The following is a 24,695-nucleotide window of genomic DNA, read 5'->3' as shown; positions in this document are numbered from 1 at the left end:
CGGCCCGGCCGTCTCCACAAGGCTCCCGCCAGGCCGGGGCGCCGGTGGGCGGCCGGACAGCGGAAAAGGGGGCGGGGCGTGGCGACTGCCGACGCGGGCGGGGCACAGGTGAAGTCCGCGGTGCGGACCGTGGAGCTGCTGGAGTTCTTCGCCGGACGTCCCGGGACGCACTCGCTCACCGCCGTCCAGGAGGCCGTCGGCTACCCCAAGTCCAGTCTGTACATGCTGCTGCGCACCCTGGTCGAGCTGGGCTGGGTGGAGACGGACGCGACGGGCACGCGGTACGGGATCGGGGTGCGGGCCCTGCTCGTCGGCACCTCGTACCTCGACGGCGACGAGGTGGTGGCCGCCGCCCGGCCCACCCTCGACCGGCTCTCCGACGACACCACCGAGACCATCCACCTGGCGCGGCTCGACGGCACCGACGTGGTCCATCTGGCGACCCGTCAGTCCCTGCACCACCTGCGGCCGTTCACCCGGGTCGGGCGCCGGCTGCCCGCGTACTCGACCGCGCTGGGCAAGGCGCTGCTCGCCACCCACAGCGACGAGCAGGTGCGCGGGATGCTCCCGGAGACGCTCCCGGCGCTGACCGAGCACACCGTCACCGACCGCGAGCGGCTCATCGCGGAGCTGCGCACCGTCCGCGAGCGGGGCTACGCGGTGGACCGCGAGGAGACCACGCTGGGGCTGCGCTGCTTCGGCGTCGTGATCCCCCACCGGACCCCGGCGCGGGACGCGATCAGCTGCTCGGTGCCGGTGGCACGGCTCACCCCGGCCCACGAGCGGGCGATCAAGGACGCGCTGTTCCAGGCGCGGGACCGGATGACGCCGGCGACCCGCCGCCCCTGAAGGTCATGCGCGGTCGGCGAGGGCCTTCTGCCACACCGGGCTCTCGACGTAGTGGTTGTCGTACTGCTCCGAGGAGGCCTTGATCTCCTCGGAGCTCGCCTCGCCCCGCATGACGCGGCCGAGGAGGCGCAGGTAGTCGAAGCGGGCCGTGCCGGGCGTGAAGACGAAGAGGACGTCGGCCTCGGCACCGGGCGCCGCCGCGAAGGCGTGCGGGGTGTGCGGCGGGACGAGGAGGAAGTCGCCCCGCTCCAGGACGGTCAGCTCCTCGCCGACCAGGACCTGGAGCGAGCCGCCGAGCACGAAGAACATCTCCGAGGCCCTGGTGTGGAAGTGCGCCGGGGCGCCGACCGCGCCCTTCGCGAACGAGGAGCGGTAGCTGGTGAGCTGCCCGCCGGTGGTGTCGGAGTCGGCGAGGAGGGTCATCACGCTGCTCGGGTCGGCGGTGGTCTCGGCGGTGGCGGCGCGGGCGAGGAGCGGGGCGAAGGGCGCGGTCTCGTTCATGTTCCCCAGCCTAGAAGGGCATTGACCACTGGAAGGGGTGCAATCGAGCCCCGGATAGGCGGGTCAATTCGGTGCGGGGCGGAGGCCCCCTCCCCCGTGCGGCGGAGGCGGTTCACCGTCCGGCAGGAGGTGGCGGCCGGGGCCCGCGCGGGAGCGTGGAGCCATGACAGAGACCACTCCGGCAGCGGCCGCTCCGGCACCGGGGACCGCTCCCGCCCGCCGGGCGCTGCGCGTCCTCGCGATCCTCGCCTGCCTCCCGTACATCGCGCTCAAGGTCGCCTGGGTGGCGGGGAGCGACATCGGCATCCCGGCCGGGAGCGTCCTCCTGGAGCACCGGCGGATGATGGTGGTCGTCAACTCGGCCACCGTGCTGGCCGACGTCCTCGTCGTCGCCCTCGCCCTGCTGCTCACCCAGGCCTGGGGCCGCCGGTTCCCCGCCTGGCTGCTCGCCCTGCCCATGTGGGCGGCGACCGGGCTGCTCGCCCCGATCATGACCGGCTACCCGACGCAGCTCGTGGTCGCCCTCTTCACCGGCGACGAGCGGGCCGCCGCACCCCGCGAACCCTTCCTGGACGACTGGGTCTTCGGCGTCGTCTACAGCGGTTTCATCCTCCAGGGCCTCGCCCTCGGCACCCTGTTCGCCCTGTACGCCCGGGACCGCTGGGGCCACGTCTGGCGGGGCCGGCTCGGCGAGCTGTCCGCCCGTACGTCCGGGCCGGGGGTACGGGCCACCGCCCTGGTCGGCGCGGTGGTCGCGCTCCTGCCGGCGACGCTCCACCTGATCTGGGCGACCGGCGCCACGACCGGCCTGTCCCCCCGGCGGATCGCCGAACGCGACCCCGACTTCCACGTCCTGGAGGCCCAGACGGCCGGCTTCGTCGCCGTCGCCGTCGTCCTCACCCTCTTCCTGGTGCTGCGCCGGCCCGCCCGGCTCGGGGTCCGCACCACGCTCGCCCTGGCCTGGACGTCATCGGCGGCGGTCGGCTGCTGGGGTGCCTACATGTCGCTCGTCGCACTGCTCCCGGACGCGGATCCCACGAAGCGGGTCCCGGGGCTCGTACAGCTGTCCTACGCTGGCGAGATGATCACCGGGTTCCTGCTCGCCGCATGCGTGGCCGTCTTCCTGCGGCGCCGGAGCGCCGAGGCGTGAGACCGGTGCAGGCCCTGTTCGGGCAGCGGGCCAGGCTGCGCTGGCTCCATCTGATCCTGGGCGGCGCGCTGTTCATGCCGTTCTGGATGGTCGGCTCGCTGGTCGTGGGGCCGCTGCTCGACGACGGCGGCCTGTTCACCGGCGGCCTCGGGACGCAGTTCGGGGCGTACGCGGTGGGGCTGCCGCTCGCCGCGGTCGTCGCGCTCTTCCCGCTGGCCCGGCCGATGTCGGTGGCGGCGGCGCGGGCGCTGTGCGGGGTGGCGGCGGACCGGTTCGCGGACGGCCCGGCGCGCGGCCGGGCGGCCAGGGCCCGGACGGCGGGCTGGTTCACCCTGCACCTGGGCGCCGGGGCGCTGGTCAGCGGGGCGACCCTGGCCCTGCCGCCGTTCACGGTCGCGGTCATGGCGCTGCCGTTCTCGCCGGGACTCCGGGAGTCGGAACTCGGCCGGTTCTGGGGCCTCGACCGGCCCGGCTGGGTCTGGGCGGCGCTCCCCGCGGGCCTGGCGATGCTGCTCGCGCTCGCCGCCGTCGTCGCCGCCACCGGCGCCCTGCTCGCCCGGCAGGCGCCCCGGCTGCTCGGGCCGAGCCCGGCGGACCGGCTCGCGGCGGCCGAACGGCGCGCCGCCGAGGCCGAGTCCCGCAACCGGCTCGCCCGCGAGCTGCACGACTCCGTCGGCCACGCCCTGAGCGCGGTCACCCTCCAGGCGGGCGCGGCCCGCCGGGTCCTGGACGGCGACGCGGCCGACCTGGAGTTCGTACGGGAGGCGCTGACCGCGATCGAGGAGACCACCCGGCGCACGGTCGGCGAACTGGACTGGGTCCTCGGCGTGCTGCGGAACGACGGGGCACCGGAGCGGGGTCCGGGCCCGGGGCTCGACGCCCTGGAGGCCCTGGTGCGGGGCGCCGGGCCGCGGGTGGCGCTGACCGTCGGCGGGGCCCTGGGCTCCGTACCGGAGGCGCTGTCCCGGGAGGCGTACCGGATCGTCCAGGAAGGGCTGACGAACGCGGCCCGGCATGCGGGCGGCGCGCCCGTCACCGTACGGCTCGACGCCCGTACCGAGGAGTTGGAGATCACCGTGGAGAACCCCCTGCCCGACCGTCCCCCGGTCACCCGGCCCGACGGCGGGCGCGGCCTGCGCGGGGTCGCCGAGCGGGCCCGGCTGCTCGGCGGCACCGCCGAGGCGGGCCCGGCGGACGGCGTCTGGCGCCTCGCCGCAAGGCTCCCCCGGTGAGCGCCCCGGCGATCAGGATCGTCCTCGCCGACGACGAGCGGATGGTCCGGACGGCCCTGCGGGTCATCCTCGACGCGGAACCCGACCTCGAGGTCGTCGGCGAGGCCGCCACCGGCGCCGAGGCCGTCTCGGTGGTGCGGGCCGAGCGGCCGGACGTCGTCCTCATGGACGTGCGGATGCCGGAGATCGACGGGATCCGCGCCACCGAACAGATCCTCGCCGGAATGACCGAACCGCCCCGGATCGTGGTCGTCACCACCTTCGAGAACGACTCCTACGTGTACGACGCCCTGCGCGTCGGCGCCGCCGGCTTCCTCCTGAAGCGGGCCGCGGCGGAAGAGCTGGTGAGCGCGGTCCGCCTCGTCGCCCGCACCGACTCACTCCTCTACCCCGCCGCCGTACGCGGCCTGGCCGCCGAACACGCCCGCCGCCGCCCCCCGACGCCACCCCCCTGGGCCGCCCGCCTCACCGAACGCGAGTCAGAGGTCCTCCGCCTCGTGACCACCGGCCTCACCAACGCCGAGATCGCCGACCGCATCGGCGTCGGCCCCGCCACCGTCAAGACCCACGTCGCCGCGGTCCTGTCCAAACTGGGCGCCCGCGACCGCACCCAGGCGGTGATCCTGGCGTACGAGTCGGGGTTCGCGGGGCGGGCCGACCCGGGACCCCGCAGCCCCCGGACATGAAGGTTCGCTGAGAAACGGGCCACATCCGGAACGTCCCGCACCGGCCCGTTCGTCCCCCTCAGTGCGATGAACAAGACGATCAGGCACACGTCGGTCTTCGTCCTCGTCCTGGTGCTCGCCCTCCTCGGGCGGGCCACCTGGGTGCAGGCGTACGAAGGCACGGCGCTCGCGGACGACTCGAAGAACCGGCGGAAGACGATCGCGCAGTACGCGCAGCCGCTCGGGAACATCGTCGTGGCCGGTTCTCCGGTCACCGGCTCGAAGAGGACGGAGGGATCGGATCTCGCGTACAAGCGCACCTACACGGACGGCGAGCTGTACGCGGCGGTCACGGGCTTCAGCTCGCAGGCGTACGGGGCCACCCAGCTGGAGGGCATCTACTCCAAGGTCCTCGACGGCACCGACGACCGGCTGAAGAACCCCCTGGACGCCGTCACCCGCGAGCAGCAGCAGCCGGGCACCGTTGTCACCACGATCGACCCGGCCGTGCAGAAGGCCGGCTACCGGGCGCTCGGGAGCAAGAAGGGCGCGGCCGTCGCCATCGACCCGGCGACCGGCCGGATCCTCGCCATGGTGTCCACCCCGTCCTACGACCCGTCGAAGATCTCCGGGACGAACGACGGCGACGTCTGGAAGCAGCTGACGGCCGACGAGGACAAGCCGCTGGTGAACCGCGCGCTCCGGCAGCCGCTCCCGCCCGGCTCCACGTTCAAGCTGGTCGTCGCGGCCGCCGCCCTGGAGGACGGCCTGTACGGCTCCGTGGACACGGCAACGGAGAGCCCCGACCCGTACACCCTGCCCGGCACCCGGACCGTGCTGAGGAACGAGAACGCCTCCGCGCCCTGCGAGAACGCCACGATCCGCACCGCGCTCCGCTACTCCTGCAACAACGTCTTCGGCAAGATGGCCGCCGACCTGGGGCAGGACAAGGTGAGGGCGATGGCGGAGAAGTTCGGCTTCAACGACGCCGAGCTGGACGTCCCCGTCCGCGCCTACGCGAGCGTGTACCCCTCCGGCATGGACAAGGCCCAGACGGCGCTGACCGGCATCGGCCAGTTCGACGTGACCGCCACCCCGCTCCAGATGGCCATGGTGTCGGCCGTGATCGCCAACGACGGCCTGCTCGCCGCCCCCCACATGGTCTCGGAGGTCGTCGACTCCGACGGCGACGCGCTGAACTCGTACAAGGACGGGGACACCGAGCGGATCGTCTCCTCCTCGACTGCCGAGCAGCTGCGCAGCGCGATGGTGACCGTCGTCGAGAAGGGCACCGGCAGCAACGCGGCCGTGGACGGCGCCGAGGTCGGCGGCAAGACCGGCACCGCGCAGCACGGCGAGAACAACAGCAAGACGCCGTACGCCTGGTTCACCTCCTACGCCAAGGACCCCTCGACCGGGAAGCAGGTCGCCGTCGCGGTGATGATCGAGGACTCGGGCGCGGCCCGCTCCGAGGTCAGCGGCAACGGCCTGGCGGCCCCGGTGGCGCAGAAGATGATGGAGGCGGCGCTGAGGTGAAGTGACAGGGGGCGGGGGCCGATTGGCCGTGGGCCCCCGTCGCACGATATGCAGGGGCACGCCCCGTGATCCGATCGCTCATTCGAATCACGGGGCGTGCCCCTGCTCCCGTCCCACGGAGGACCGCCGTGCGTCTGCCCCGTTCCCTGTCCGGCTGGACCATGGCGGTCTTCGGCGTGCTCGCCGCCTCCCTGGGGGTGGTGGGCCTGGTCGCCCCCGACGCCCTGCTCACCGTCATGGGCTTCGAGCCGGTGCCCGCGGGCGGGCGCGCGGACGGCGACCACACCCTGGTCTTCCTGACCTCCTCCTCGATGGCCGCGCTCAACATGGGCGTCTACTACGTCCTGGCCGCCCTCGCCGACTGGAAGGCCTTCTTCCGCTGGACGGTCCCCTTCCGGCTGCTCACCTGCGCCGTCTTCACCCTCGCGGTCGCCACCGGCCGCGCCCCGGCCGGCTTCCTCGGCGTGGGCCTGTGGGAGGGACTCGGCGCGGTGGTGACGGGGTTCGCGCTGCGGTACGACAAGCGGGCGGCCGTACGGACGGAGGCGCGGGCGTGAGCGAGGAGGGGCGTGCGGCGGGCGGGGACGGCCCGTTCGTCGGGCTCGACGACATCGGGTGGGCGTCCCTGTCCCATGCGTACGGCTCCGCCGCCGACGTCCCGGGGCTGATCCGCGCCCTGTACCGGCCGGAGGACGCCGTCGAAGCGGCCGACACCCTCTTCGTGAACGTGCACCACCAGGGCGGCTGCGTCGAGTCGGCCGCCCCGGCCGTCCTCCCGTTCCTCGTCCGCGCCGCCGTGGACCCCGCCGTCGAGGCGGCGGCACGGATCGACCTGATCGACCTGGTCGCCTGCGTCGCCGCCGAGGGCAACCGGGTCGAGCCCCCCTTGGTCGCGCACGGCTGGGCCGAGGCCTGGGACCTGGCGGTCCCCGATCTGCTGCCGCTGCTCCACGACCCCGAGCCGAAGATACGGGCGGCGGTCGCCGGCGCCCTCGGCGAGGCTCGCGAGCGGGCCGACGACGTCCTCGCCGCCCTGTGGGCGCGGCATGCCCGGGAGACCGCCCCGGAGGTACTGCGCGCACTCGTGGACGCGGTGGGCGACCTGGCCGGCCACGCGGACCGGGAGCGGGAGGCGACGCTCGCCCGGCTGCACGCGCTGACGGTCCCGGACGCGAGCCCCGGGGAGCGGCTGCGGGCCGTGGCCGCCCTGCGGACCGCCGCCCCCGGGACCGGCGACGCGAGCCACGCGCGCGTGGTGGGCGAGGTGCTGGAGGGCGGGGACCTCGGCGGGTACCGGGTCGCCCAGGCGGTGCGGCTGCTCGGCGGGGCCCTGGCGGAGCGGGCCGGCCACCTCGTCCGGCTGCTCGGGCACCCGGCCGCGTCGACCCGGCACGAGGCCCTGGAGGCGGTGGCCGGGGAGCTGAGCCGGTGGCGCTCGGCCGTCCCGCCGCTGCTTCCGGCGGTGGCGGAACGGCTCGACGACCCCGAGCCCGGCAACCGGCTCTTCGCCGCCCGGGTCCTCGGCATGTGCGGGACCGCCGCCCTGCCGTGGGCGGACCGGCTGGCCGCCCTGACCGACGACGCGGGCGAGCCGCACCCGCCCGCGCGGGACCACGCCCTGTGGGCGCTCGCGCGGACCGGGGACCCGCGCTGCGCCGCCCCGCTGGCCCGGCGCCTCGCCGGGGAGCGGCTGGGCTTCGGGTACTTCTCGGTGCACTCCATGGGCTGGTGGACGCACGAGCTGAGCCTGAGCGAGACCCTCGGTCCGCTCGCCGCCCACGCGGAGGCGCTGCTTCCGCCGCTGCGGGCCCGGCTGCGGGACGTACGGTCGGTGGACGAGGCGCGGGCACTGTGCCAGTCCCTGACGGAGTGGGGTCCTGCGGCCGCGCCCGCCGTCCCCGAGCTGTGCGCCCTCCTGGAGACGGACGCCGCCGTGTGGGCGGCGGAGGCGCTCGCCGCGATCGGCCCGGCGGCGGCCGCGGTCCTGGACCGGGACCGGCTGCGGGCCCTGGTCGACGCCCCGCCCGAGGGGCAGCCCTTCGCGGCGCGGGCCCTGGCCCTGGCGTACGGGCGGCTGACCGGCGACCGCGAGCCCGCGCTCGCCCTGTACCTGCCCCGGCTCGGCGAGCCGTACGGGAACGACAACCCGGCGATCCCGCTCGGCGAGCTGGGCCCGGCGGGCGCCCCGTACGCGGACCGGCTGCGCGGACTGCTCGCCACGGACACCACGGGCTGGCTGCCGCTGCGGGTCGGCGAGGCGCTGTGGCGGATCACCGGCCGGGCCGAGGAGGTGGTGCCGGCCCTGGTGGCGGCGATCGAGCCGTACACCGGCGGGGGCGTCACCCGCGCGGTGCCGGAGACGGTCCGGCTGCTCGGCGAGATCGGGCCTGCGGCCGCCCCCGCCGTGCCCGTGCTCCGCGCGTTCCTGGAGGCGGACGAGCGTCCGGTGGAGCACGGCAACTGGCGGTCCGTACCGGAGGACGACGCGCTGTGTACGGCGGTCCTTACGGCGCTGACCAGCATTTCGGGGGGAACGGGCCCGGTCGGCTAGGACATCTGACCGATCCGCGCGGCCCGCCTCAGACGCCAGCCTTCGGCCATGCGTTGGTATCTGACAGGTGTCGTCGTGTCCGGATTCGGCACGACGGCGATGTGGCTGGTTTCCGGTATATGGGTCAAGTCCCTCACGGGCTCGGACAGTCTGGCGGCCCTGGCCTCCTTCGCCCTCTGGGCGCCGGTGCTCCTGGGGCCGCTGCTCGGCACGCTCGCCGACCGGGTGCGGCGCAGGCCGCTGCTCGTCGTCCTGAACCTGGCGATGGCGTGCCTGCTGCCGCTCCTGCTGTGGGTGGAGTCGGCGGACAGGGTGTGGCTGCTCTTCGCGGTCCTCGTGCTGTACGGCGCGCAGGGCACCGTCCATGACGCGGCGGAGCAGGCGCTGATCGCGACCGCCTTCGACGAGAAGCGGCTCGGCACCTTCAACGGGCTGCGGATGACCGCGAACGAGTCCATGAAGCTGATCGCCCCGCTGGTCGCCGCGGGCCTCTTCGCCGCGTACGGGGGCGGGCCCGTCGCCCTCCTCGACGCGGCGAGCTTCGCGGTCGCGGCCGGCGTGTTCGCGCTGATGCCGGTCCGCGAGGCGGCGCCCACCCGGCCGGAGTCCTCGAACTGGTGGCGCGAGACGGCCGAGGGCGTGCGGCTGCTGCGGGAGTCGCGGGTGCTGCTGCCGCTCGTGGCGACGGGCGCGTTCACGATGCTGCTCGCCGGGGTGAACGGTGCCGCGATCTACACCGTGGTGGACCGGGGCCTCGGGCACGCGCCCGCGTACGTGGGCGTCCTCTACGCCGTCCAGGGCGTGGGCTCGGTCCTCGCCGGCCTGGTCACGGGCCCCCTCCTCGGCCGGATCTCGGAGCGGACCCTCGCCGTCCTCGGCCTCGCGCTGTTCTCGGTGGCGATCGGGGTGCGGGGAGCCCTGCCGTACGAGGCGACGGCCCTCGCGGCGAGTGCCGTCATCGGCCTGGGGCTGCCGTGGGTCGTGATCGCCGTCATGACCGCCGTCCAGAAGGAGGCCCCGCCGGAGGCCGTCGGCCGCGTCGCCGCGACCGCGAACACCCTGGTCATGGCCCCGAACGCCCTCGCCATCGCCCTCGGCGCCGGCCTCGTCGCCCTCGCCGACTTCCGCGTCCTGCTGCCGGTGCTCGCGGTGGCGGGGCTCGGCTGGGCGGCGACGCTCCTCCCGGGCGCGTACCGCCGCGGCCTCCTGATCCGCGGCGACTGACCCCGGGGCCGCGCCGGGCCGCGCCCCGCCCGTCCCGGGTCCACAACGGGCGGGGCGCGCGGTGGACGGGGAGCATGGAGGGAGGTGAGGGCGCGGCGGGAGGAGGGCAGCGTGACCGCTGGATCCTTCCCCGGGACGGGGACGACGGGCGGGGTCGGGGTGCCCCTGGACGGCAAGGGCCTCCTCGACGTGCTCGGCGTCGCCGCCGTCGTCGTGGACGCGCGCGGCCGGATCGTGCTGTGGAGCCCGCAGGCGGAGACCCTCTTCGGGTTCCACGCCGACGAGGCGCTCGGCCGGTACGTGGCCCCGCTGCTCGTCGGCGAGGAGCACCGCGAGGAGGCGGTGCGCCTCTTCGGCGAGGTGCTGCACGGCGGCACGGCCTGGGCGGGCACCTTCCCCGTACGGCACAAGGACGGCTCCGTCCGCCGGGTGGATTTCCGGAACATGCGGCTCACCGACGACCTGGGCGACCCGTACGCCCTGGGGATCGTCGCCGACGCCACCGCCGTCGAGCGGATCGAGACCGAGCTGGCGCTCTCCGACCGGCTGGTCTCCCAGTCGCCGATCGGCCTCGCCGTCCTCGACGTCGAACTGCGCTACGTCCTGGTGAACCGGGCCCTGGAGCGGATCAACGGCATCCCGGCCGCGGAGCACCTCGGGCGGCGGATGGGCGACATGCTGCCGCTGCTCGACACCGTGGCGCTCGACGCCGCGCTGCGCCAGGTGCTCGCGACGGGGGAGCCGCTGCTCGACCACCCGACGGTGGGACGGACGCCCGCGGACCCGGACCGGGACCACGCCTGGTCGGTCTCCCTGTTCCGGCTCGAAGGCTCCGAGGGCCGGATCCTCGGGGTCGCGGCCTCGGTGATCGACGTGACCGAGCGACACCGGGCGGACGCGGACGCCGACCGGTCCCGGCGACGGCTCGCGCTCATCGCGGACGCCTCGGCCCGGGTGGGCACCACCCTGGAGGTGGAGCGGACGGCCGACGAGCTGGCCTCGGTCGTGGTGCCGGTGCTCGCGGACATCGCCGCCGTCGACGTCCTCGACTCCGTCCTCGCGCTGCGCAGGCCGGGGGCGCCCGAGGAGGGTCCGGAGCTGTTCCGCGCGCTCGCGGTGAAGGCGGAGGGCCCCACGGAGGCGCTGCCGGCGGCGGACCCGCCCGGGGAGGTCGCGATGTACGGCGCGGACCGGCTGGTCACCCGGTGCGTGCACACCGGTCTGCCGGTCCTGGTGGAGCACGTCGGCCCGGGCGACCTGACGCGGATCGCGCGCAGCCCGGAGGCCGCCGAGTTGCTCGCGCGGGCCGGGGTCCACTCGTACCTGGCGGTGCCGCTGATCGCGCGCGGCGAGGTGCTGGGCGCGCTGGACCTCAAGCGGGACCGCAACGCGCTGCCGTTCGACGGGGACGACGTGCTCCTGGCGACGGAGCTCGCGGCGCGCGCGGCCGTCAGCATCGACAACGCGCGCTGGTACCAGAGCGTGCGGAACTCGGCGGTGACGCTCCAGCGGAGCCTGCTGCCGGCCGCGCCGCCGGTCCGGGCGGGCCTGGAGGTCGCCGCCCGCTACCAGCCGGCGTACGCGTCGAGCGAGGTCGGCGGCGACTGGTACGACGTGATCGCGCTGCCCGACGACAAGACGGCGCTGGTCGTCGGGGACGTGATGGGCAGCGGGATCGACGCGGCGGCGACGATGGGCCGGCTGCGGACGGCGACCTGCGCGTTCGCGGACCTCGACCTGTCCCCCGCCCAGGTGCTGCGGCATCTGGACCGGATCACGGCGGGCCTGGAGCACTACATCGCGACCTGTCTGTTCGCGGTGCACGATCCCGTGCGGCAGCGGTGCCGGATCGCGAACGCGGGCCACCTGCCGCCCGTCCGGGTCCCGGCGGACGGGCCGGCCGAGCTGGTGCGGCTCTCCACGGGGGTGCCGCTGGGCGTCGGCGACGGCACGTTCCGGACGGCCCGGGTGCCGTTCCGGCCGGGTGATCTCCTCGTGCTGTACACGGACGGTCTGGTCGAGACCCGTACGGAGGGGATCGACGAGCGGCTCGCCCTGCTCGTACGCCTCCTCGACGAGGAGCGCGGCCCGCTGGAGGAGACCTGCGACCGGCTCCTGAGGGCGCTGCGCCGGCCGGGCGCGCCGGACGACGTGGCGCTCCTGATCGCCCGGAGCACGGGATGACCCGGGGCCGCGAGCGGGGGCGGGGGAAGGAGAGGGGCCGGGGCACGGGGCTGCGGAGCGTCGCCGGGCAGGTGTTCGCCCTGGAGGCGCTGATCGCGCTCCTGGTGATCCTGGCGGCGGTGTTCGTGACGCTCCACCAGGCGCGCAGCGACACCGAGCGGGACGCCCGGGTCCGTTCGCTCGCGGTCGCGGAGGGCTTCGCGCACGCGCCGGGCATCGACGCCGCGCTGACCTCGCCCGATCCGACGGGGCAGCTGCAGAGCCGGGCGGAGGCGACCCGGAAGGCGACGGGGGTGGACTTCATCGCGGTCCTGAGCCCGACGGGGGTGCGGTACACGGACTCGGACCCGTCCCTGATCGGCCGGAAGGCGACCGGGGACCTCTCGCGGGCGGCGGTGGACGGCGAGGCGTTCACGGAGCTGTTCCACGGCGCGCCGAACAACGCGGTACGGGCCGTGGTGCCGGTGGTCGACGCGCGGGGCCGGATCGTCGGCATGGTCAGCAGCGGCATCGAGGTGGAGAGCATCTCGCACGCGGTGCAGGGGCGGATGCCGCTGCTCATCGGGGCGGCGGGCGGGGCCCTGGCGGTGGCCGTGGGCGGGGCGGCCCTGGTGAGCCGGCGGCTGCGGCGGCAGACGCACGGTCTCGGGCCGGCGGAGATGACCCGGATGAAGGAGCACCACGAGGCGGTGCTGCACGCGGTGCGGGAAGGGGTCCTGATCGTGGACGCCGACCACCGGCTGCTGCTCGCCAACGACGAGGCGCGCCGGCTGCTCGGTCTGACCACGGAGGCGGAGCAGCGGCACGTCTCGGAGCTCGGTCTCGATCCCCGTACGGTCGAGCTCCTGGAGTCGGGGCGGGCGGCGACGGACGAGGTGCACCGGGCGGGCGACCGGCTGCTCGCGGTGAGCGTGCGGCCCACGCTGGCGCACGGCTCGGAGTCCGGGTGCGTGATGACGATGCGGGACACCACCGAGCTGGCGGCCGTGACCGGCCGGGCCGCGGTGGCGCGCGGCCGGCTGCAGCTGCTGTACGAGGCGGGGGTGCGGATCGGGACGACGCTGGAGGTCGTCCGGACGGCGGAGGAGCTGGCGGAGGTGGCGGTGCCCCGGTTCGCGGACTTCGCGACGGTGGAGCTGCTGGAGCCGGTGCTGCGCGGGGAGGAGCCCCCGGCGACGGCGGCCGCGGCCACGGAGATGCGGCGGACGGCGCTGAGCGCGCTGCGTCCGGACCAGCCGCTCCAGCCGGTCGGGGACACCGTCCGCTTCGACGTCCCCAGCACCCCGATGGCGAGGGCCCTGCATGCGGGGCACGCGGTGGTGCAGGCGGAGCTGGCCGCGGCGGAGGGCTGGCGGGAGCAGGATCCGGAGGGGGCGGCGCAGGCCCTGGCGTACGGGATGCACTCGCTGCTGACGGTGCCGCTCCTCGCCCGCGGGGTGGTCCTGGGGATGGCGAACTTCTGGCGGGCGGACACCCCGGAGCCGTTCGGGGAGGAGGACCTGTCGTTCGCGGAGGAGCTGGCGGCGCGGGCGGCGGTCGCGATCGACAACGCGCGCCGGTTCACCCGGGAGCACGCGATGGCGGTGACGCTCCAGCGGAGCCTGCTGCCGAGGGCGCTGCCCGAGCAGAGCGCGGTGGAGGTGGCGTACCGCTACCTCCCGGCGAAGGCGGGGGTGGGCGGCGACTGGTTCGACGTGATCCCGCTGCCGGGGGCGCGGGTGGCGCTCGTGGTGGGGGACGTGGTGGGGCACGGGCTGCACGCGGCGGCGACGATGGGCCGGCTGCGGACGGCGGTGCACAACTTCTCGACCCTGGACGTGCCGCCGGACGAGGTCCTCGGCCATCTCGACGAGCTGACGGGCCGGATCGAGGACCGGGACTCGGACGTGCCGGACGACCGTGGGCCGCGGCGGGACGAGGGCATCACCGGCGCGACCTGCCTGTACGCGATCTACGACCCGGCGTCCGGGCTGTGCACGGTGGCGAGCGCCGGCCATCCGGGTCCGGCGCTCGTACGGCCCGACGGAACGGTCGAGTTCCCCGAGCTGTCGCCGGGACTGCCGCTGGGGCTCGGTCTGGGCGACGTGCCGTTCGAGTCGACGGAGCTGCGGCTGCCGGAGGGCAGCAAGCTGGTGCTGTTCACGGACGGGCTCCTGGAGGACCACGGTCGGGACCTGGACACGGGGCTCGGGCTGCTGCGGTCGACGCTCTCGCGGTCGGACCGGACCCCGGAGCAGACCTGCGCGGACGTCCTCGCGACGCTGCTCTCCCCGACGCAGCGCGACGACATCGCGCTCCTCGTGGCCCGTACCCGGCTGCTGGACCGCGAGCGGATCGCCGAGTGGGAGGTGCCCCGGGATCCTTCGGCGGTCTCGCCGGTGCGGAACGCGGCGGCCGCGAAGCTGTCGGAATGGGGGCTCGACGGGCTGGCCTTCACCGCCGAGCTGATCCTCAGCGAACTGATCACCAACGCGGTCCGGTACGGAGCCGATCCGGTACGCGTACGCCTCCTCCACGACCGCACCCTGATCTGCGAGGTCTCCGACGGCAGCAGCACCTCCCCCCACCTGCGGCACGCCGCGACGACGGACGAGGGCGGCCGCGGCCTCTACCTGGTCGCCCAGTACGCGGAACGCTGGGGCACGCGCTACGCCCGGCGCGGCAAGACCATCTGGGCAGAGCTCCGGGTCGGCGCGGACGGCTCCGAACCGATCCCGATGGTGGTACCGGACCTGGACGCGCTGGAGGACCTCGCCTGGTGACGTTGCGGCCCCGCGCCCCACGGGACGGCCGGCTGGTCTGAGGCATCGAGGAGTACGGGTACGGGGCGGGGGCCGGTCCCCCGCCCCGCACCCGCGCTCAGTCCCGCTCCACGTCCACCGTGGTGAGCGAGGCGTACCGCTCGGGGTCCGTGCGCCGGATGCGCAGGGCCACGAGCAGACCGGCGGCCAGGACCGCGGGCAGCGGCACCAGGAGGGCCGTGTTCACGGCGCCGGTGCGGCCGGTGAGCAGGTCGAAGTGGACCACGGCGAGCACCGTGAGCAGGGCGAGCCCGGCGCAGGAGACCAGCGGTGCCCAGACGACCCGGGCGGCCGAGAGGCCCATCCGGTCGCGCCGGAAGTAGGCCCACACGGCGAGGGCGGCGAGGGCCTGCATGCCCATGATGCCGAGGACGCCGACGCTGTTGGTCCACAGGAAGACCTCGCCGTACGGGTCGGCGGCGAGGAGCGCCCCGGCGCCGACCACGGCCAGGTTGAAGCCGGTCTGGGCGATGACGGCGCCGCCGGGCGAGCCGTGCTTCCCGGAGACCGTGCCGAGGCGGCGGGGCAGCAGGCCCTCGCGGCCGAGGGCGTACAGGTAGCGGGCCCCGGCGTTGTGGAAGGCGAGCGTGGCGGCGAAGGCGCTGACGACGATGAGCCCGTGCATGGCGTCCGCCAGCCACGCGCCCGCGTACAGCTCGGCGGCCTTGAAGGTGAGTTCGGGTCCGTCGGCCGCGCGGGCCAGCTCCACGGCCTTGTCGGTGCCGAAGGCACCCATGATCAGCCAGCAGCCGAGGGCGTAGAAGACGGCGAGGAAGCCGATCGCGATGAAGGTGGCGCGGGGCACGGTCCTGCGGGGGTCGCGCACCTCCTCGGCGAAGATCGCGGTGGCCTCGAAGCCGGTGAAGGCGCCGATGACCAGGACGAACATGCCCGCGACGCCGCCGGCGGCGAGGGTGGAGGGGGCGAAGGAGGCGGTGTCGAGGGCGGCGGTGCCGCGCTCGCCGAGGATGCCGCCGTCCATGACGACGAGCGAGAGGACCTCCAGGACCAGGGCGATGCCGAGGACCTTGGCGCTGAGCGTGACCTTCAGCCAGCCGAGCACGCCGACGGCGAGGACGCAGAGCCCGGAGAGCAGCCACCAGGGCACGTCGGCGCCGGTGGCGTCCCGGACGGATCCGGCGGCGAAGTAGCCGAAGGCGGCGGCGACTCCGGGGGTGACGAGGTTGTACGAGACGACGGCGACGTAGGCGGTGCCGACGCCGAGGGTGCGGCCGAGGCCGCGGGCGACGTACGCGTAGAAGGCGCCGGCGTTGCGGACGTGCAGGCTCATCGCGGTGAACCCGGCGGCGAAGAGGGCGAGCAGGACGCCGGAGACGAGGTAGGCGAGCGGGGCGCCGGGGCCGCCGATGCCGATGGCGAAGGGGGCGACGCCGGCGAGGACGGTGAGCGGCGCGGCGGCGGCCACGACGAAGAAGACGAGGTCGAAGGTGCCGATCCGGCCAGCGGCGAGCCGGCCCGCCTCCGCCGGGGCCGTACGGGAGGGGGTGTCCGTGTTGGTCACGCGGCCCCTCCGGCGGACGGGACGAGCGCCGACGGGACGAGCGCCGACGGGACGAGCTCGGGGTAGGCGTCGTCGGCGAAGGGGCCGACGATCCGTCCGGCATGCAGCACGAGCAGCCTGCGGGGGTGGGCGGCGACGGCCTCGGGGACGGAACCGGCGGCGACCACGACGAGGTCGGCGCGGGCGCCGGGGGCGAGGCCGTAGGCGTCGAGGCCGAGCGCGGCGGCGGCCTCGTCGGTGACGAGGGAGGCGGCGGCGGACAGTTCGGGGTCGGTCATGAGGCCGGTCCTGAGGCCGATGATCGTGGCGCGTTCGAGCATGTCGGCGGTGCCGTAGGGCCACCACGTGTCGCGGATGTTGTCGGAGCCCGCGAAGACCCGGACGCCGTGCTCGCGCAGCCGCAGGACGGGCGGCACGCGGCCGCTCGGGCCGTTGGTCATGATGGCGACCCCGGCGGCGGCGAGGGCGGCGGCGGTGCGGTCGAGTTCGGCGTCGTCGACGCCGCCGAGGGCGTAGGCGTGGCTGACGGCGACCTTGCCGCCGAGGCCGAGGGCGGCGGTGCGGGCGGCGATGTCCCGCAGCTGGGCGGTGCCGGTCTCGCCGCCGTCGTGGAGGTGCAGGTCGATGCCCTTGCCGTGGCGTTCGGCGAGGCCGAAGACGATGTCGAGCTGACCGTCGGGGTCGCCGTCGAAGCCCACCGGGTCGAGGCCGCCGACGAGGTCGGCGCCGTCGGCGAGGGCGGCGTCGAGGAGGTCGGCGACGCCGGGCGCGGCGACGACCCCGGACTGCGGGAAGGCGACGAGCTGGATGCCGAGCCGGTCGCGGAACTCCTCCCGGACGGCCAGGAGGGCGTGCAGGTGGTCGAGGCCGGTGTCGGGGTCGACGTCGACGTGGGAGCGGACGTGTCCGGTGCCGAGGGAGACCATCCGGCGGGCCAGGGCGGCGGCCCGTTCGGTGACGGGCACCTCCTCGGCGCGGCGGGACTCCCGCTCGGACGCGATCTGCTCCTGGAGGGTGGCGGTGGCCCGGTGCGGGCGCCAGGGAGCGCCGAGGAGGGTCTTGTCGAGGTGGGCGTGGCCGTCGACGAGGGCGGGCAGCAGGAGCGCGCCGCCGAGGTCGAGCGCGCCGGGCGGGGTGGGGCGGCCCGGGACGTGCTCCCGTACGGCGTCGATCAGGCCGCCCCGGAGGTGGACGTCGGCGGTGCGGCCGTCGGGGAGGACGGCCCCGAGGAGGGCGGTGGGACCGGGCGGGGCGGAGGCCTCGCTCATGGTGTCTCCTTCGCGGGAATACGGACGAGGGGAGGGGGCGCGCGTCGGGATCCCCCTGGTGACCGCGGTGCGGCGCAAACGTAGCTGGTATACCGAATACCAGGCAATGGTTTGAGGGCCCTCGGTTCGGAACCCTCGTGAACCGGTCTGCGAAGATCGGGGAACACCGCCTCCCCACTCCCGGCACTCCCGGCCGAACGACTGGAGCCCGCCCGATGACCACCCCCCGCCCCGCCGCCCGCACCCCCGCCGTCGGGGACACCCACATGTCCCTGCGGGAGCGGGTGTACGTGGAGCTGCGCGAGCGGATCATCGAGGGCGAGTACCCGGCGGGGCTGCGCCTCGTGGAGCGGGAGATCGCCGACGACCTGCGGGTCTCCCGGGTGCCGGTGCGCGAGGCGATGCAGCGCCTGGAGTCGGAGGGCTTCCTCACGGTGCAGCCGCGCCGGGGGTCGGTGGTGGCGGAGTTCGGCCCCGAGGACGCCGCTTACCTCTTCGACGTACGGGAGAACCTGGAGGGCCTGGCCGCGCGGCTCGCCGCCCGGAACGCGGGCCCCGCCCGGCTGCGGGACCTGGAGCGGCTCCTTGCCCGGGCGCGGAGGGCGACGGAGTCCGGGCGGCTCCGCGAGGCCGTCTCGCTCAACGCCGACTTCCACCGCCGGATCGTGGAGCTCTCCGGCAACCCGCTCCTGGCGGACCTGATGGCCCCGCTCGACTCCCGGCTGCGCCGCCTCTTCCGGCTCACCTCGGCCCAGTCGGACGGCGAGCCGATGTGCGGGGCGCACGAGCGGCTCTACGAGGCGGTCCGCGACCACGACGAGGAGGGCGCGGAGGCCCTGGCCCGCGCCCACGTCGCCGACACCCGCGCCTCGACCCTGCGCCTGCTCGCGGCGCTGCCGGACACCCCGTAGGGGGTACGCAGGACCCGGCCGGACTGATACGGGGGAGCCGGCCGGGGCCCGGGCCACGGTGCGCACCGGCGCACCCGACCAGCTCACCGTAGGCCCGGCCGAAGATCATCGCGATCCGCGGAACGCGACACCTGTCCGGATTGCGCGGCGGGTCGCAGCAGACTCGGGGGCGCACCGTGCGCCCCTCCCGGTGGCGGGCCCGCACTCCGTCCCCGATCGGGCGCCCGCTTTCCTTTGCCGGTCAGGCGCCCGCTTTCCGTTCTCGGTCAGGTACCCCACCCCGACCCCGGTTACACGCTCGCCCGAAGCGTCCGGGACGGCGACTCGCCGAACCTCTCCCGGTAGCGGGCCGCGAACCGGCCCTGATGGGCGAAACAGGCTCGGAAGCGCCCCCTGCGCCCCTCCCGGTGGTGGGCTCGCGCTCCGTTCCCCCACCCGGCGCCCGCTTCCGTCGCCGGTCGGCCGCCCCGCCCCGCCCCGCCCTGGTTACACGCTCGCCCGAAGCGTCCGGGACGGCGACTCGCCGAACCTCTCCCGGTAGCGGGCCGCGAACCGGCCCTGATGGGCGAAACCCCAGCGCCAGGCCACCTCGCTCACGCTCACCTCGTCCGGCGCGGCCGCCCGCAGCTCCTCGCGGACCCGGTCGAGCCGGACCTCCCGCACGTACGCCATCGGCGACATCCCGACGTACTCCCGGAAGGACTCCTGGAGGCGGCGCACGCTCACCCGCGCCAGGGCGGCGAGTTCGGTGCTCGTGAAGGGGTGCTCGGGGCGCTCCCGCACCGCGTCCATCGCGCGCTTGACGGGGGCCGGGCGCCGCGCCTCCCCCGGGTGGGCGAGGGCCTCGCGCCAGGGGTGCTCGGCGGCGAGCAGCAGCCCGTTGAGCAGCGCCTCCTGGAGGGGCCGGGCGACCAGCTCGTGCGTGGCGAGGCCCTCCCCCGCGAGCGCCTCGGCGGCGACCTGGCGGGCGAAGCGCACCCAGCTCAGGCCGGGGCCGCGCGTGATGTCCAGGTGGGGCGCGAAGGCGAGCGGGCCGCGCGGCGCCCGGCCCAGCAGCTGTTCGAGGCGGTCGCGCAGCTCGGCCGCGCCGATCTTCACGGACAGGGTCCGGCAGTCCCCGCTCCAGCGGTCGAGGAAGGTGTCCCCGGCCGGGTCGAGCAGCAGGGCCTCGGTGGGCGTCGCGACGACCGGGGAGCGGCCGCCCTGGCGCAGCTCCATCGTCCCGCTCATCGGCGCGTTCAGGTGGTACGCGCCGAGCTCGCCGAAGCTCATCCGCACGTCGGCGCCGCAGCTGAGGTCGCCGATGACCAGCGGCCCGAGCGACACGGTGTCGAAGCGGGCCGCGAAGGGGCGCCGCTCCCGGTCGACGACGGCCATGCGGTTGGCGTAGTAGCGCGCGTCAAGTTCCTCGCGCGCCTCGTCCACGTCGTACGTCCGGAACGAGTTCCCGCCCGTCGCTCCCGTGCCGCCCCCGGCCCCCACTGCTCCCATGGACCGAAAGAATATTCATATGACGGATCTGACCGGAAACGACGGGAACCGCCCCGTCACCAGGGTGGCCGAACCGGTCGCGGGTAAGGGAACGGCAAAGGGGGCCTGATCGTTACCCCTGGCATGACCGCTATGACCCCCGGCTCGAACCTCCCTCTCACCGCCGCGCGCGTGGCGGTGGACGTCGCCGCGCCCGTGCGGCTCGACGTCTCGGGCCTGCTGCTCGGCGCCAACGGCAAGGTGCGCTCGGACGACGACTTCATCTTCTACAACCAGCCGGCCGGGCCCGGCGTCACCTACCGCTCCGGCGGCGGGGCCGCGCCCGACGCGATCCTGGTGGACACCGGCGCCCTCCCGGCCGGCATCGAGAGGATCGTCGTCACGGCCAGCCCGGACGCCGCGGGCCAGACCTTCCAGGGCATCGAACCCACGGCCACCATCCGGAACGCGGACGACGGCACGGTGATCGCCACGTTCACGCCGCCGCAGCTGGCCACGGAGACGGCGCTCGTGGTCGTCGAGATCTATCTGCGCAACGGCGCGTGGAAGGCCCGCGCGGTCGGCCAGGGGTACGCGAACGGGCTCGCCGGCATCGCGACCGACTTCGGCGTCTCGGTGGACGAGGAGCCCGCCGCCGCACCGGCCGCGGCCCCCGTCGCCCCGGTGCCGCCCGCCCCGCCGGTGCCGCCCGCGCCGCCGGCCGCCCCGGTGGACCCGCGCATCACGGCCCCGGTGCCCCCGGCTCCACCCGCTCCCCCGGCCCCCGCCTCCACCGGCAAGATCAACCTCGACAAGGGGCGGGTCAGCCTCCAGAAGAACCAGACGGTGTCCCTGGTCAAGGGCGGCCGCCCGCTGCTCTCCCAGGTCAAGATGGGCCTCGGCTGGGAGCCCGCCTACCGGGGCAAGGACATCGACCTGGACGCCTCCGTCATCGCGTACGGCCCGCAGCGCAACCACCTGGACAGCTGCTACTTCGGCAAGCTGTCCATCCTGAACGGCTCGATCAAGCACTCCGGCGACAACCTCACCGGCGAGGGCGCGGGCGACGACGAGGTGATCGTCGTCGACCTCGGCCGTCTCCCGGCCGACGCCACCGGCCTGGTCTTCACGGTCAACTCCTTCTCCGGCCAGAAGTTCACCGAGGTCGCCAAGGCCTACTGCCGGCTGATCGACGCGGCGACGGGCGAGGAGCTGGTCCGCTTCGACCTGACCACCGCCGAGCCGCAGACCGGCGTGATGATGGCCAAGCTGATCAAGCAGTTCTCCGGCGAGTGGGAGATGACGGCGATGGGCGAGTTCGTGAAGTCGCGGACCGTCCGGGGCATGGTGAAGCCGGCCGCCCAGGCGCTGTAGGGCCCGAACGTCAGAAGAGCGCGCTGTACGCGTTGAGGGCGGGCTGGCCGCCGAGGTGGGCGTAGAGCACGGTCGAGTCCCGGCCGATCTCCCCCCGGTCCACCAGGTCGATCAGACCCGCCATCGACTTCCCCTCGTAGACGGGGTCGGTGACCATGCCCTCGGTGCGGGCGGCGAGCCGCATCGCGTCGAGGGTGGCCTCATCGGGGACGCCGTACACCCCGGCGTGGTAGCGCTCGTCGAGCTCGACGTCGGCGGCCGTCACCGCGCGCTCGACACCGATGAGGGCGGCGGTGTCCCGGGCGATCCGGGTGATCTGCTCGTGCGTCGGGACGGGCTTCGCGGAGGCGTCGACGCCGATGATCCGGCGGGCCGGGCCGCCCTCCTCGGCGAGCGCGGCGAAGCCCGCGACCATGCCGGCCTGGGTGGAGCCGGTCACCGAGCAGACGACGACCGTGTCGAAGAAGACGCCGAGCTCCCGCTCCTGCTCGGCCACCTCGTACGCCCAGTTCGCGAAGCCGAGGCCGCCGAGCCGGTGGTCGGAGGCGCCCGCCGGGATCGCGTACGGCTTCCCGCCGCCCTCCTCGACCTCCCGCAGGGCCTGCTCCCAGCTCTCCTTGAACCCGATGCCGAACCCGGCCTTCACCAGCCGCACGTCGGCGCCCGCGAGACGGCTGATCAGGATGTTGCCGACCTTGTCGTACACGGAGTCGGGCCAGTCGACCCAGCTCTCCTGGACGAGCACGCACTTGAGGCCGGCGCGGGCGGCGACCGCGGCCACCTGGCGGGTGTGGTTGGACTGCACCCCGCCGATGGAGACGAGGGTGTCGCACCCCTCGGCGAGCGCGTCGGCGACCAGGTACTCCAGCTTGCGGGTCTTGTTCCCGCCGTACGCGACACCGGAGTTGCAGTCCTCGCGCTTGGCCCAGAGGGCGGCGCCGCCGAGGTGGTGGGAGAGCCGGTCGAGCGGATGGACCGGGGAGGGCCCGAAGAGGAGCGGGTAGCGGTCGAAGTCGGTGATCGGCATGGCGGCTCCCGGTGGGTGGCGACGGCTGGTCGGAGGTCCTGGACGCGCTACGGGACGGACTCGGGCGCGGGGATCCCGGTGACCTCGGCCACCTCGATGGCGTCGTCCGCGAGTTGCTCCAGAGTGGCCCAGATCTCGCTGGTGACCCGTACCGCCTCCTCGGCGTCCCCCGCCGCGCAGGCCTCGATGAGCCGGGCGTGCAGTTCGGCCGATCCGCAGCTCCCGGCGTCGCCGAAGAGGCGCCGCTCGACGCGGCGGATCAGGGGGGTGTAGCGGGCGATCGTGGCGGCGGCGGCGTGGTTGCCGCTGGCGACGACGAGGACCTGGTGGAGCTCGTCGTCGGCGGTCAGCGCGGCCTCCACGTCGGAGGCGCGGACGGCCGCCGCGAAGCGCTCGTTGGCCTCGCGCATGGTCCGGATGCCCTCGGGGCCGAGCAGCGGCACGCCGGTCCTGGCGGCGAGCTCGTGCATCACCCGGACCACCGAGGCGGCGTCCCGGACGACCCGGCTGACCGGCCGGGTGACCCGGGTGTAGCTCTGCGGCTTGGACTCGACAAGCCCCTCGGCGCCGAGCCGGGCCAGGGCCTCGCGCACGGGTGCGCGCGAGAGCCCGAGCCGTTCGGCCAGATCGGCGTCCTTCAGCGGGGCGCCGGGCGCGAGGTCGCCGCGCACGATGGCCTCGCGCAGCGCCTCGTACGCCCGGTCACGCAGCAGGGTCCGGCCCACGGGCCGCAGTGCGTCCATGGACTGACATGTTAGATGTCAGCCCATGGAGCTGACCAGGGATCAGTTTCGGCCTCAACCACCCTAGCGGCGGGGCTGGCGGCGCCAGGGGCCGGTGATCGCGAGCATGATGCCCGGGTCCTGGATGTTGGCGAACAGCGTGTCGCCGTCGGGCGAGAAGACGACGCCGGTGAACTCGCTGTCGTTGAGGTCGTTGCGGGCGATCGGGTAGGTGCGGCCCGAGTCGGTCGCGCCGAAGAGGTGGTTGACGCCCTCGCCGTCCTCGGCGATGACGAGCCCGCCGTACGGGGAGACGGTGATGTTGTCGGGGCCGTCGAAGGCGCCGTCCTCGGCCGGGGCGGGGTTCACCCCGAGGAGCACCTTGAGGGTGAGGGTGCGGTGCTTCGGGTCGTAGAACCAGACCTGGCCGTCGTGCGCGGTGCCGGGGCTCTCCTCGCGCGCGTAGGAGGAGACGACGTAGGCGCCGCCGTCGGCCCACCACATGCCCTCCAGCTTGCGGGCGCGGGTGACCTGACCGTCCGTGAACTGCTTGCGGACGGAGGTGGTGCGGGCGTCGCGGTCGGGGACGTCGACCCAGTCGACGCCGTAGACGGTGCCGATCCGGGTGGCGCGGGACAGGTCGTCGACGAAGTCGCCCGAGGAGTCGATGCAGCGGAAGGCCTGGAGCACGCCGGCGTCGTCGGCGAGGGTGCGGAGCTGCCCGCGGCCGTGCTCGAAGCCCTGCGGCGGGACCCAGCGGAAGAGCAGTCCGTTCGGGCCGGAGGCGTCCTCGGTGAGGTAGGCGTGGCCGCGCTTGGGGTCGAGGACGACGGCCTCGTGGGCGTAACGCCCGAAGGCCTTGACGGGCTTCGGGGCGAGGTTGGCCCGGCGGTCGCGCGGGTCGACCTCGAAGATGTAGCCGTGGTCCTTGGTCATGCCGTTCTTGCCGGCCAGGTCCTCGGTCTCCTCGCCGGTCAGCCAGGTGCCCCAGGCGGTGCGGCCGCCCGCGCAGTTGGTGGAGGTGCCGGCGACGCCGACCCACTCGGCGACGGTGCCGTCGCGGTGCACCTCGACGACGGTGCAGCCGCCGGCCGCGGCCGGGTCGTAGACGAGGCCCTCGGTGAGCGGGACGGGGTGGGCCCACTTGGCGCGGGGGCCCTTGAGCTCGTGGTTGTTGACCAGGTACGTGGTGCCGCGCGGCCCGGCGAAGGCGGCGGTGCCGTCGTGGTTGGAGGGCGTGAACTCGCCGGACTCCAGGCGGGTCACGCCGCTGTGGGTGACGACGCGGTACGAGAAGCCCTCGGGCAGCGCGAGCATCCCGTCGGGGTCGGCGACCAGCGGCCCGTACCCGAGGTCGTGGCCGTGGCCCGCCCCGTACGTCTCCGGCTCGTCGGAGGCGAGCGCCTCGGGGGCGGTGGCGAGAGCTCCGACGACACCGGTGAGGGCGAGGCCCGCACCGGCGACGGCGGACTGCTTGGTGAACTCTCTGCGGTTCAGCGGCATGGTGGTGGCGTCTCCCTGTGATGGCCGGGTCTCGCGGGCCACCCTGCCGCGCCCCCGAGAACACGGCCTGAACACCACGGGAACACCACCGGGCATCCCGCCCGGACCCCACGGGCGCCCCGCCCGGACCCCACGGGCATCCTGTCCGGACCCCACGGGCATCCCGCCTGGCCCCCGCGGGCGTCCCGCACCAGGGCGGGACCGC

General features: G+C 74.9%; 19 protein-coding genes. 12 read left to right on the top strand and 7 right to left on the bottom strand.

Annotated features, from left to right (window positions below; translation table 11 throughout):
* The first annotated feature begins 78 nt into the window (after nucleotides 1-78).
* Entirely contained in the window at nucleotides 79-849 is a 771-nt protein-coding gene (locus ACH4TP_RS28235; protein ID WP_398439462.1) for an IclR family transcriptional regulator, read from the top strand.
* A 3-nt stretch (nucleotides 850-852) separates the two neighbouring features.
* Here ACH4TP_RS28235 and ACH4TP_RS28230 read toward each other — a convergent pair whose 3' ends face one another.
* Complete coding sequence (locus tag ACH4TP_RS28230) at nucleotides 853-1,350, bottom strand: cupin domain-containing protein (protein WP_398439461.1); 498 nt, start codon at nucleotides 1,348-1,350, stop codon at nucleotides 853-855.
* A gap of 163 nt (nucleotides 1,351-1,513) precedes the next feature.
* Between ACH4TP_RS28230 and ACH4TP_RS28225 the strand changes: the two genes are divergently transcribed.
* The 9 genes from ACH4TP_RS28225 (at nucleotide 1,514) to ACH4TP_RS28185 (ending at nucleotide 14,654) form a co-directional block, all read left to right on the top strand.
* Entirely contained in the window at nucleotides 1,514-2,500 is a 987-nt protein-coding gene (locus tag ACH4TP_RS28225; protein WP_398439460.1) for a hypothetical protein, read from the top strand.
* A complete protein-coding gene (locus tag ACH4TP_RS28220) occupies nucleotides 2,497-3,732 on the top strand; it encodes a sensor histidine kinase (protein WP_398439459.1) in 1,236 nt (411 codons plus the stop codon). The genes ACH4TP_RS28225 and ACH4TP_RS28220 overlap by 4 nt, the downstream gene beginning before the upstream one ends.
* A gap of 41 nt (nucleotides 3,733-3,773) precedes the next feature.
* Nucleotides 3,774-4,418, top strand: coding sequence for a response regulator (locus ACH4TP_RS28215; protein WP_398439493.1), 645 nt, complete (start codon nucleotides 3,774-3,776; stop codon nucleotides 4,416-4,418).
* A gap of 66 nt (nucleotides 4,419-4,484) precedes the next feature.
* Nucleotides 4,485-5,933, top strand: coding sequence for a peptidoglycan D,D-transpeptidase FtsI family protein (locus ACH4TP_RS28210; protein ID WP_398439458.1), 1,449 nt, complete (start codon nucleotides 4,485-4,487; stop codon nucleotides 5,931-5,933).
* A 161-nt stretch (nucleotides 5,934-6,094) separates the two neighbouring features.
* Nucleotides 6,095-6,490, top strand: coding sequence for a hypothetical protein (locus ACH4TP_RS28205; protein ID WP_398439492.1), 396 nt, complete (start codon nucleotides 6,095-6,097; stop codon nucleotides 6,488-6,490).
* Nucleotides 6,487-8,484: a hypothetical protein gene (locus tag ACH4TP_RS28200; protein ID WP_398439457.1), complete on the top strand. Its 1,998-nt coding sequence runs from the start codon at nucleotides 6,487-6,489 to the stop codon at nucleotides 8,482-8,484. Before ACH4TP_RS28205 ends, ACH4TP_RS28200 begins: the two co-directional genes overlap by 4 nt.
* Nucleotides 8,485-8,532: 48 nt before the next feature.
* Nucleotides 8,533-9,708, top strand: a complete 1,176-nt coding sequence (locus ACH4TP_RS28195; protein WP_398177282.1) for an MFS transporter — start codon at nucleotides 8,533-8,535, stop codon at nucleotides 9,706-9,708.
* 111 nt (nucleotides 9,709-9,819) lie between these two features.
* Nucleotides 9,820-11,892, top strand: a complete 2,073-nt coding sequence (locus tag ACH4TP_RS28190; protein ID WP_398439456.1) for a SpoIIE family protein phosphatase — start codon at nucleotides 9,820-9,822, stop codon at nucleotides 11,890-11,892.
* Nucleotides 11,889-14,654: a SpoIIE family protein phosphatase gene (locus ACH4TP_RS28185; RefSeq protein WP_398439455.1), complete on the top strand. Its 2,766-nt coding sequence runs from the start codon at nucleotides 11,889-11,891 to the stop codon at nucleotides 14,652-14,654. The genes ACH4TP_RS28190 and ACH4TP_RS28185 overlap by 4 nt, the downstream gene beginning before the upstream one ends.
* Before the next feature lie 97 nt (nucleotides 14,655-14,751).
* On the opposite strand, the gene ACH4TP_RS28180 is transcribed toward ACH4TP_RS28185, so the two are convergent.
* Both ACH4TP_RS28180 and ACH4TP_RS28175 read right to left on the bottom strand, forming a co-directional pair.
* Nucleotides 14,752-16,215, bottom strand: a complete 1,464-nt coding sequence (locus tag ACH4TP_RS28180) for an APC family permease (RefSeq protein WP_398439454.1) — start codon at nucleotides 16,213-16,215, stop codon at nucleotides 14,752-14,754.
* Nucleotides 16,212-17,483: an amidohydrolase gene (locus ACH4TP_RS28175; RefSeq protein ID WP_398439453.1), complete on the bottom strand. Its 1,272-nt coding sequence runs from the start codon at nucleotides 17,481-17,483 to the stop codon at nucleotides 16,212-16,214. The genes ACH4TP_RS28180 and ACH4TP_RS28175 overlap by 4 nt, the downstream gene beginning before the upstream one ends.
* Before the next feature lie 215 nt (nucleotides 17,484-17,698).
* On the opposite strand from ACH4TP_RS28175, the gene ACH4TP_RS28170 reads away from it, so the two are divergent.
* Entirely contained in the window at nucleotides 17,699-18,394 is a 696-nt protein-coding gene (locus ACH4TP_RS28170; RefSeq protein ID WP_389223523.1) for a GntR family transcriptional regulator, read from the top strand.
* Between the two features lie 486 nt (nucleotides 18,395-18,880).
* Here the strand turns inward: ACH4TP_RS28170 and ACH4TP_RS28165 are convergent, their stop codons facing one another.
* Nucleotides 18,881-19,885, bottom strand: a complete 1,005-nt coding sequence (locus ACH4TP_RS28165) for an AraC family transcriptional regulator (protein ID WP_398439452.1) — start codon at nucleotides 19,883-19,885, stop codon at nucleotides 18,881-18,883.
* Between the two features lie 123 nt (nucleotides 19,886-20,008).
* Between ACH4TP_RS28165 and ACH4TP_RS28160 the strand changes: the two genes are divergently transcribed.
* The gene (locus tag ACH4TP_RS28160; protein WP_389223529.1) at nucleotides 20,009-21,238 is read left to right on the top strand and encodes a TerD family protein; all 1,230 of its coding nucleotides are present in this window, start codon (nucleotides 20,009-20,011) and stop codon (nucleotides 21,236-21,238) included.
* Nucleotides 21,239-21,248: 10 nt separating this feature from the next.
* On the opposite strand, the gene ACH4TP_RS28155 is transcribed toward ACH4TP_RS28160, so the two are convergent.
* The 3 genes from ACH4TP_RS28155 to ACH4TP_RS28145 form a co-directional block, all read right to left on the bottom strand.
* Nucleotides 21,249-22,265 carry a 1-aminocyclopropane-1-carboxylate deaminase gene (locus tag ACH4TP_RS28155; RefSeq protein WP_398177300.1) on the bottom strand — a complete coding sequence of 339 codons (1,017 nt, stop codon included), beginning with the start codon at nucleotides 22,263-22,265 and terminating at the stop codon, nucleotides 21,249-21,251.
* A gap of 47 nt (nucleotides 22,266-22,312) precedes the next feature.
* Nucleotides 22,313-23,008: a GntR family transcriptional regulator gene (locus tag ACH4TP_RS28150; protein ID WP_389223535.1), complete on the bottom strand. Its 696-nt coding sequence runs from the start codon at nucleotides 23,006-23,008 to the stop codon at nucleotides 22,313-22,315.
* A 63-nt stretch (nucleotides 23,009-23,071) separates the two neighbouring features.
* Entirely contained in the window at nucleotides 23,072-24,490 is a 1,419-nt protein-coding gene (locus tag ACH4TP_RS28145; protein WP_398177303.1) for an alkaline phosphatase PhoX, read from the bottom strand.
* Nucleotides 24,491-24,695 lie beyond the last annotated feature (205 nt).

Source organism: Streptomyces sp. NPDC021012 (genome assembly GCF_044333355.1).
Taxonomy (GTDB): Bacteria; Actinomycetota; Actinomycetes; order Streptomycetales; family Streptomycetaceae; genus Streptomyces.
The sequence above is the reverse complement of the archived record's forward strand: the minus strand, read 5'-3'. Positions and strand labels throughout refer to the sequence as shown.

Excerpts from the sequence above, each read along its gene's own strand:
- ACH4TP_RS28165 (WP_398439452.1), bottom strand. The coding sequence starts at position 19,885 with ATGGGAGCAGTGGGGGCCGGGGGCGGCACGGGAGCGACGGGCGGGAAC.
- ACH4TP_RS28160 (WP_389223529.1), top strand. The coding sequence starts at position 20,009 with ATGACCGCTATGACCCCCGGCTCGAACCTCCCTCTCACCGCCGCGCGC.
- ACH4TP_RS28170 (WP_389223523.1), top strand. The coding sequence starts at position 17,699 with ATGACCACCCCCCGCCCCGCCGCCCGCACCCCCGCCGTCGGGGACACC.
- ACH4TP_RS28230 (WP_398439461.1), bottom strand. The coding sequence starts at position 1,350 with ATGAACGAGACCGCGCCCTTCGCCCCGCTCCTCGCCCGCGCCGCCACC.
- ACH4TP_RS28150 (WP_389223535.1), bottom strand. The coding sequence starts at position 23,008 with ATGGACGCACTGCGGCCCGTGGGCCGGACCCTGCTGCGTGACCGGGCG.
- ACH4TP_RS28195 (WP_398177282.1), top strand. The coding sequence starts at position 8,533 with ATGCGTTGGTATCTGACAGGTGTCGTCGTGTCCGGATTCGGCACGACG.
- ACH4TP_RS28185 (WP_398439455.1), top strand. The coding sequence starts at position 11,889 with ATGACCCGGGGCCGCGAGCGGGGGCGGGGGAAGGAGAGGGGCCGGGGC.
- ACH4TP_RS28155 (WP_398177300.1), bottom strand. The coding sequence starts at position 22,265 with ATGCCGATCACCGACTTCGACCGCTACCCGCTCCTCTTCGGGCCCTCC.
- ACH4TP_RS28175 (WP_398439453.1), bottom strand. The coding sequence starts at position 17,483 with ATGAGCGAGGCCTCCGCCCCGCCCGGTCCCACCGCCCTCCTCGGGGCC.
- ACH4TP_RS28205 (WP_398439492.1), top strand. The coding sequence starts at position 6,095 with ATGGCGGTCTTCGGCGTGCTCGCCGCCTCCCTGGGGGTGGTGGGCCTG.
- ACH4TP_RS28210 (WP_398439458.1), top strand. The coding sequence starts at position 4,485 with ATGAACAAGACGATCAGGCACACGTCGGTCTTCGTCCTCGTCCTGGTG.
- ACH4TP_RS28225 (WP_398439460.1), top strand. The coding sequence starts at position 1,514 with ATGACAGAGACCACTCCGGCAGCGGCCGCTCCGGCACCGGGGACCGCT.
- ACH4TP_RS28215 (WP_398439493.1), top strand. The coding sequence starts at position 3,774 with ATGGTCCGGACGGCCCTGCGGGTCATCCTCGACGCGGAACCCGACCTC.
- ACH4TP_RS28145 (WP_398177303.1), bottom strand. The coding sequence starts at position 24,490 with ATGCCGCTGAACCGCAGAGAGTTCACCAAGCAGTCCGCCGTCGCCGGT.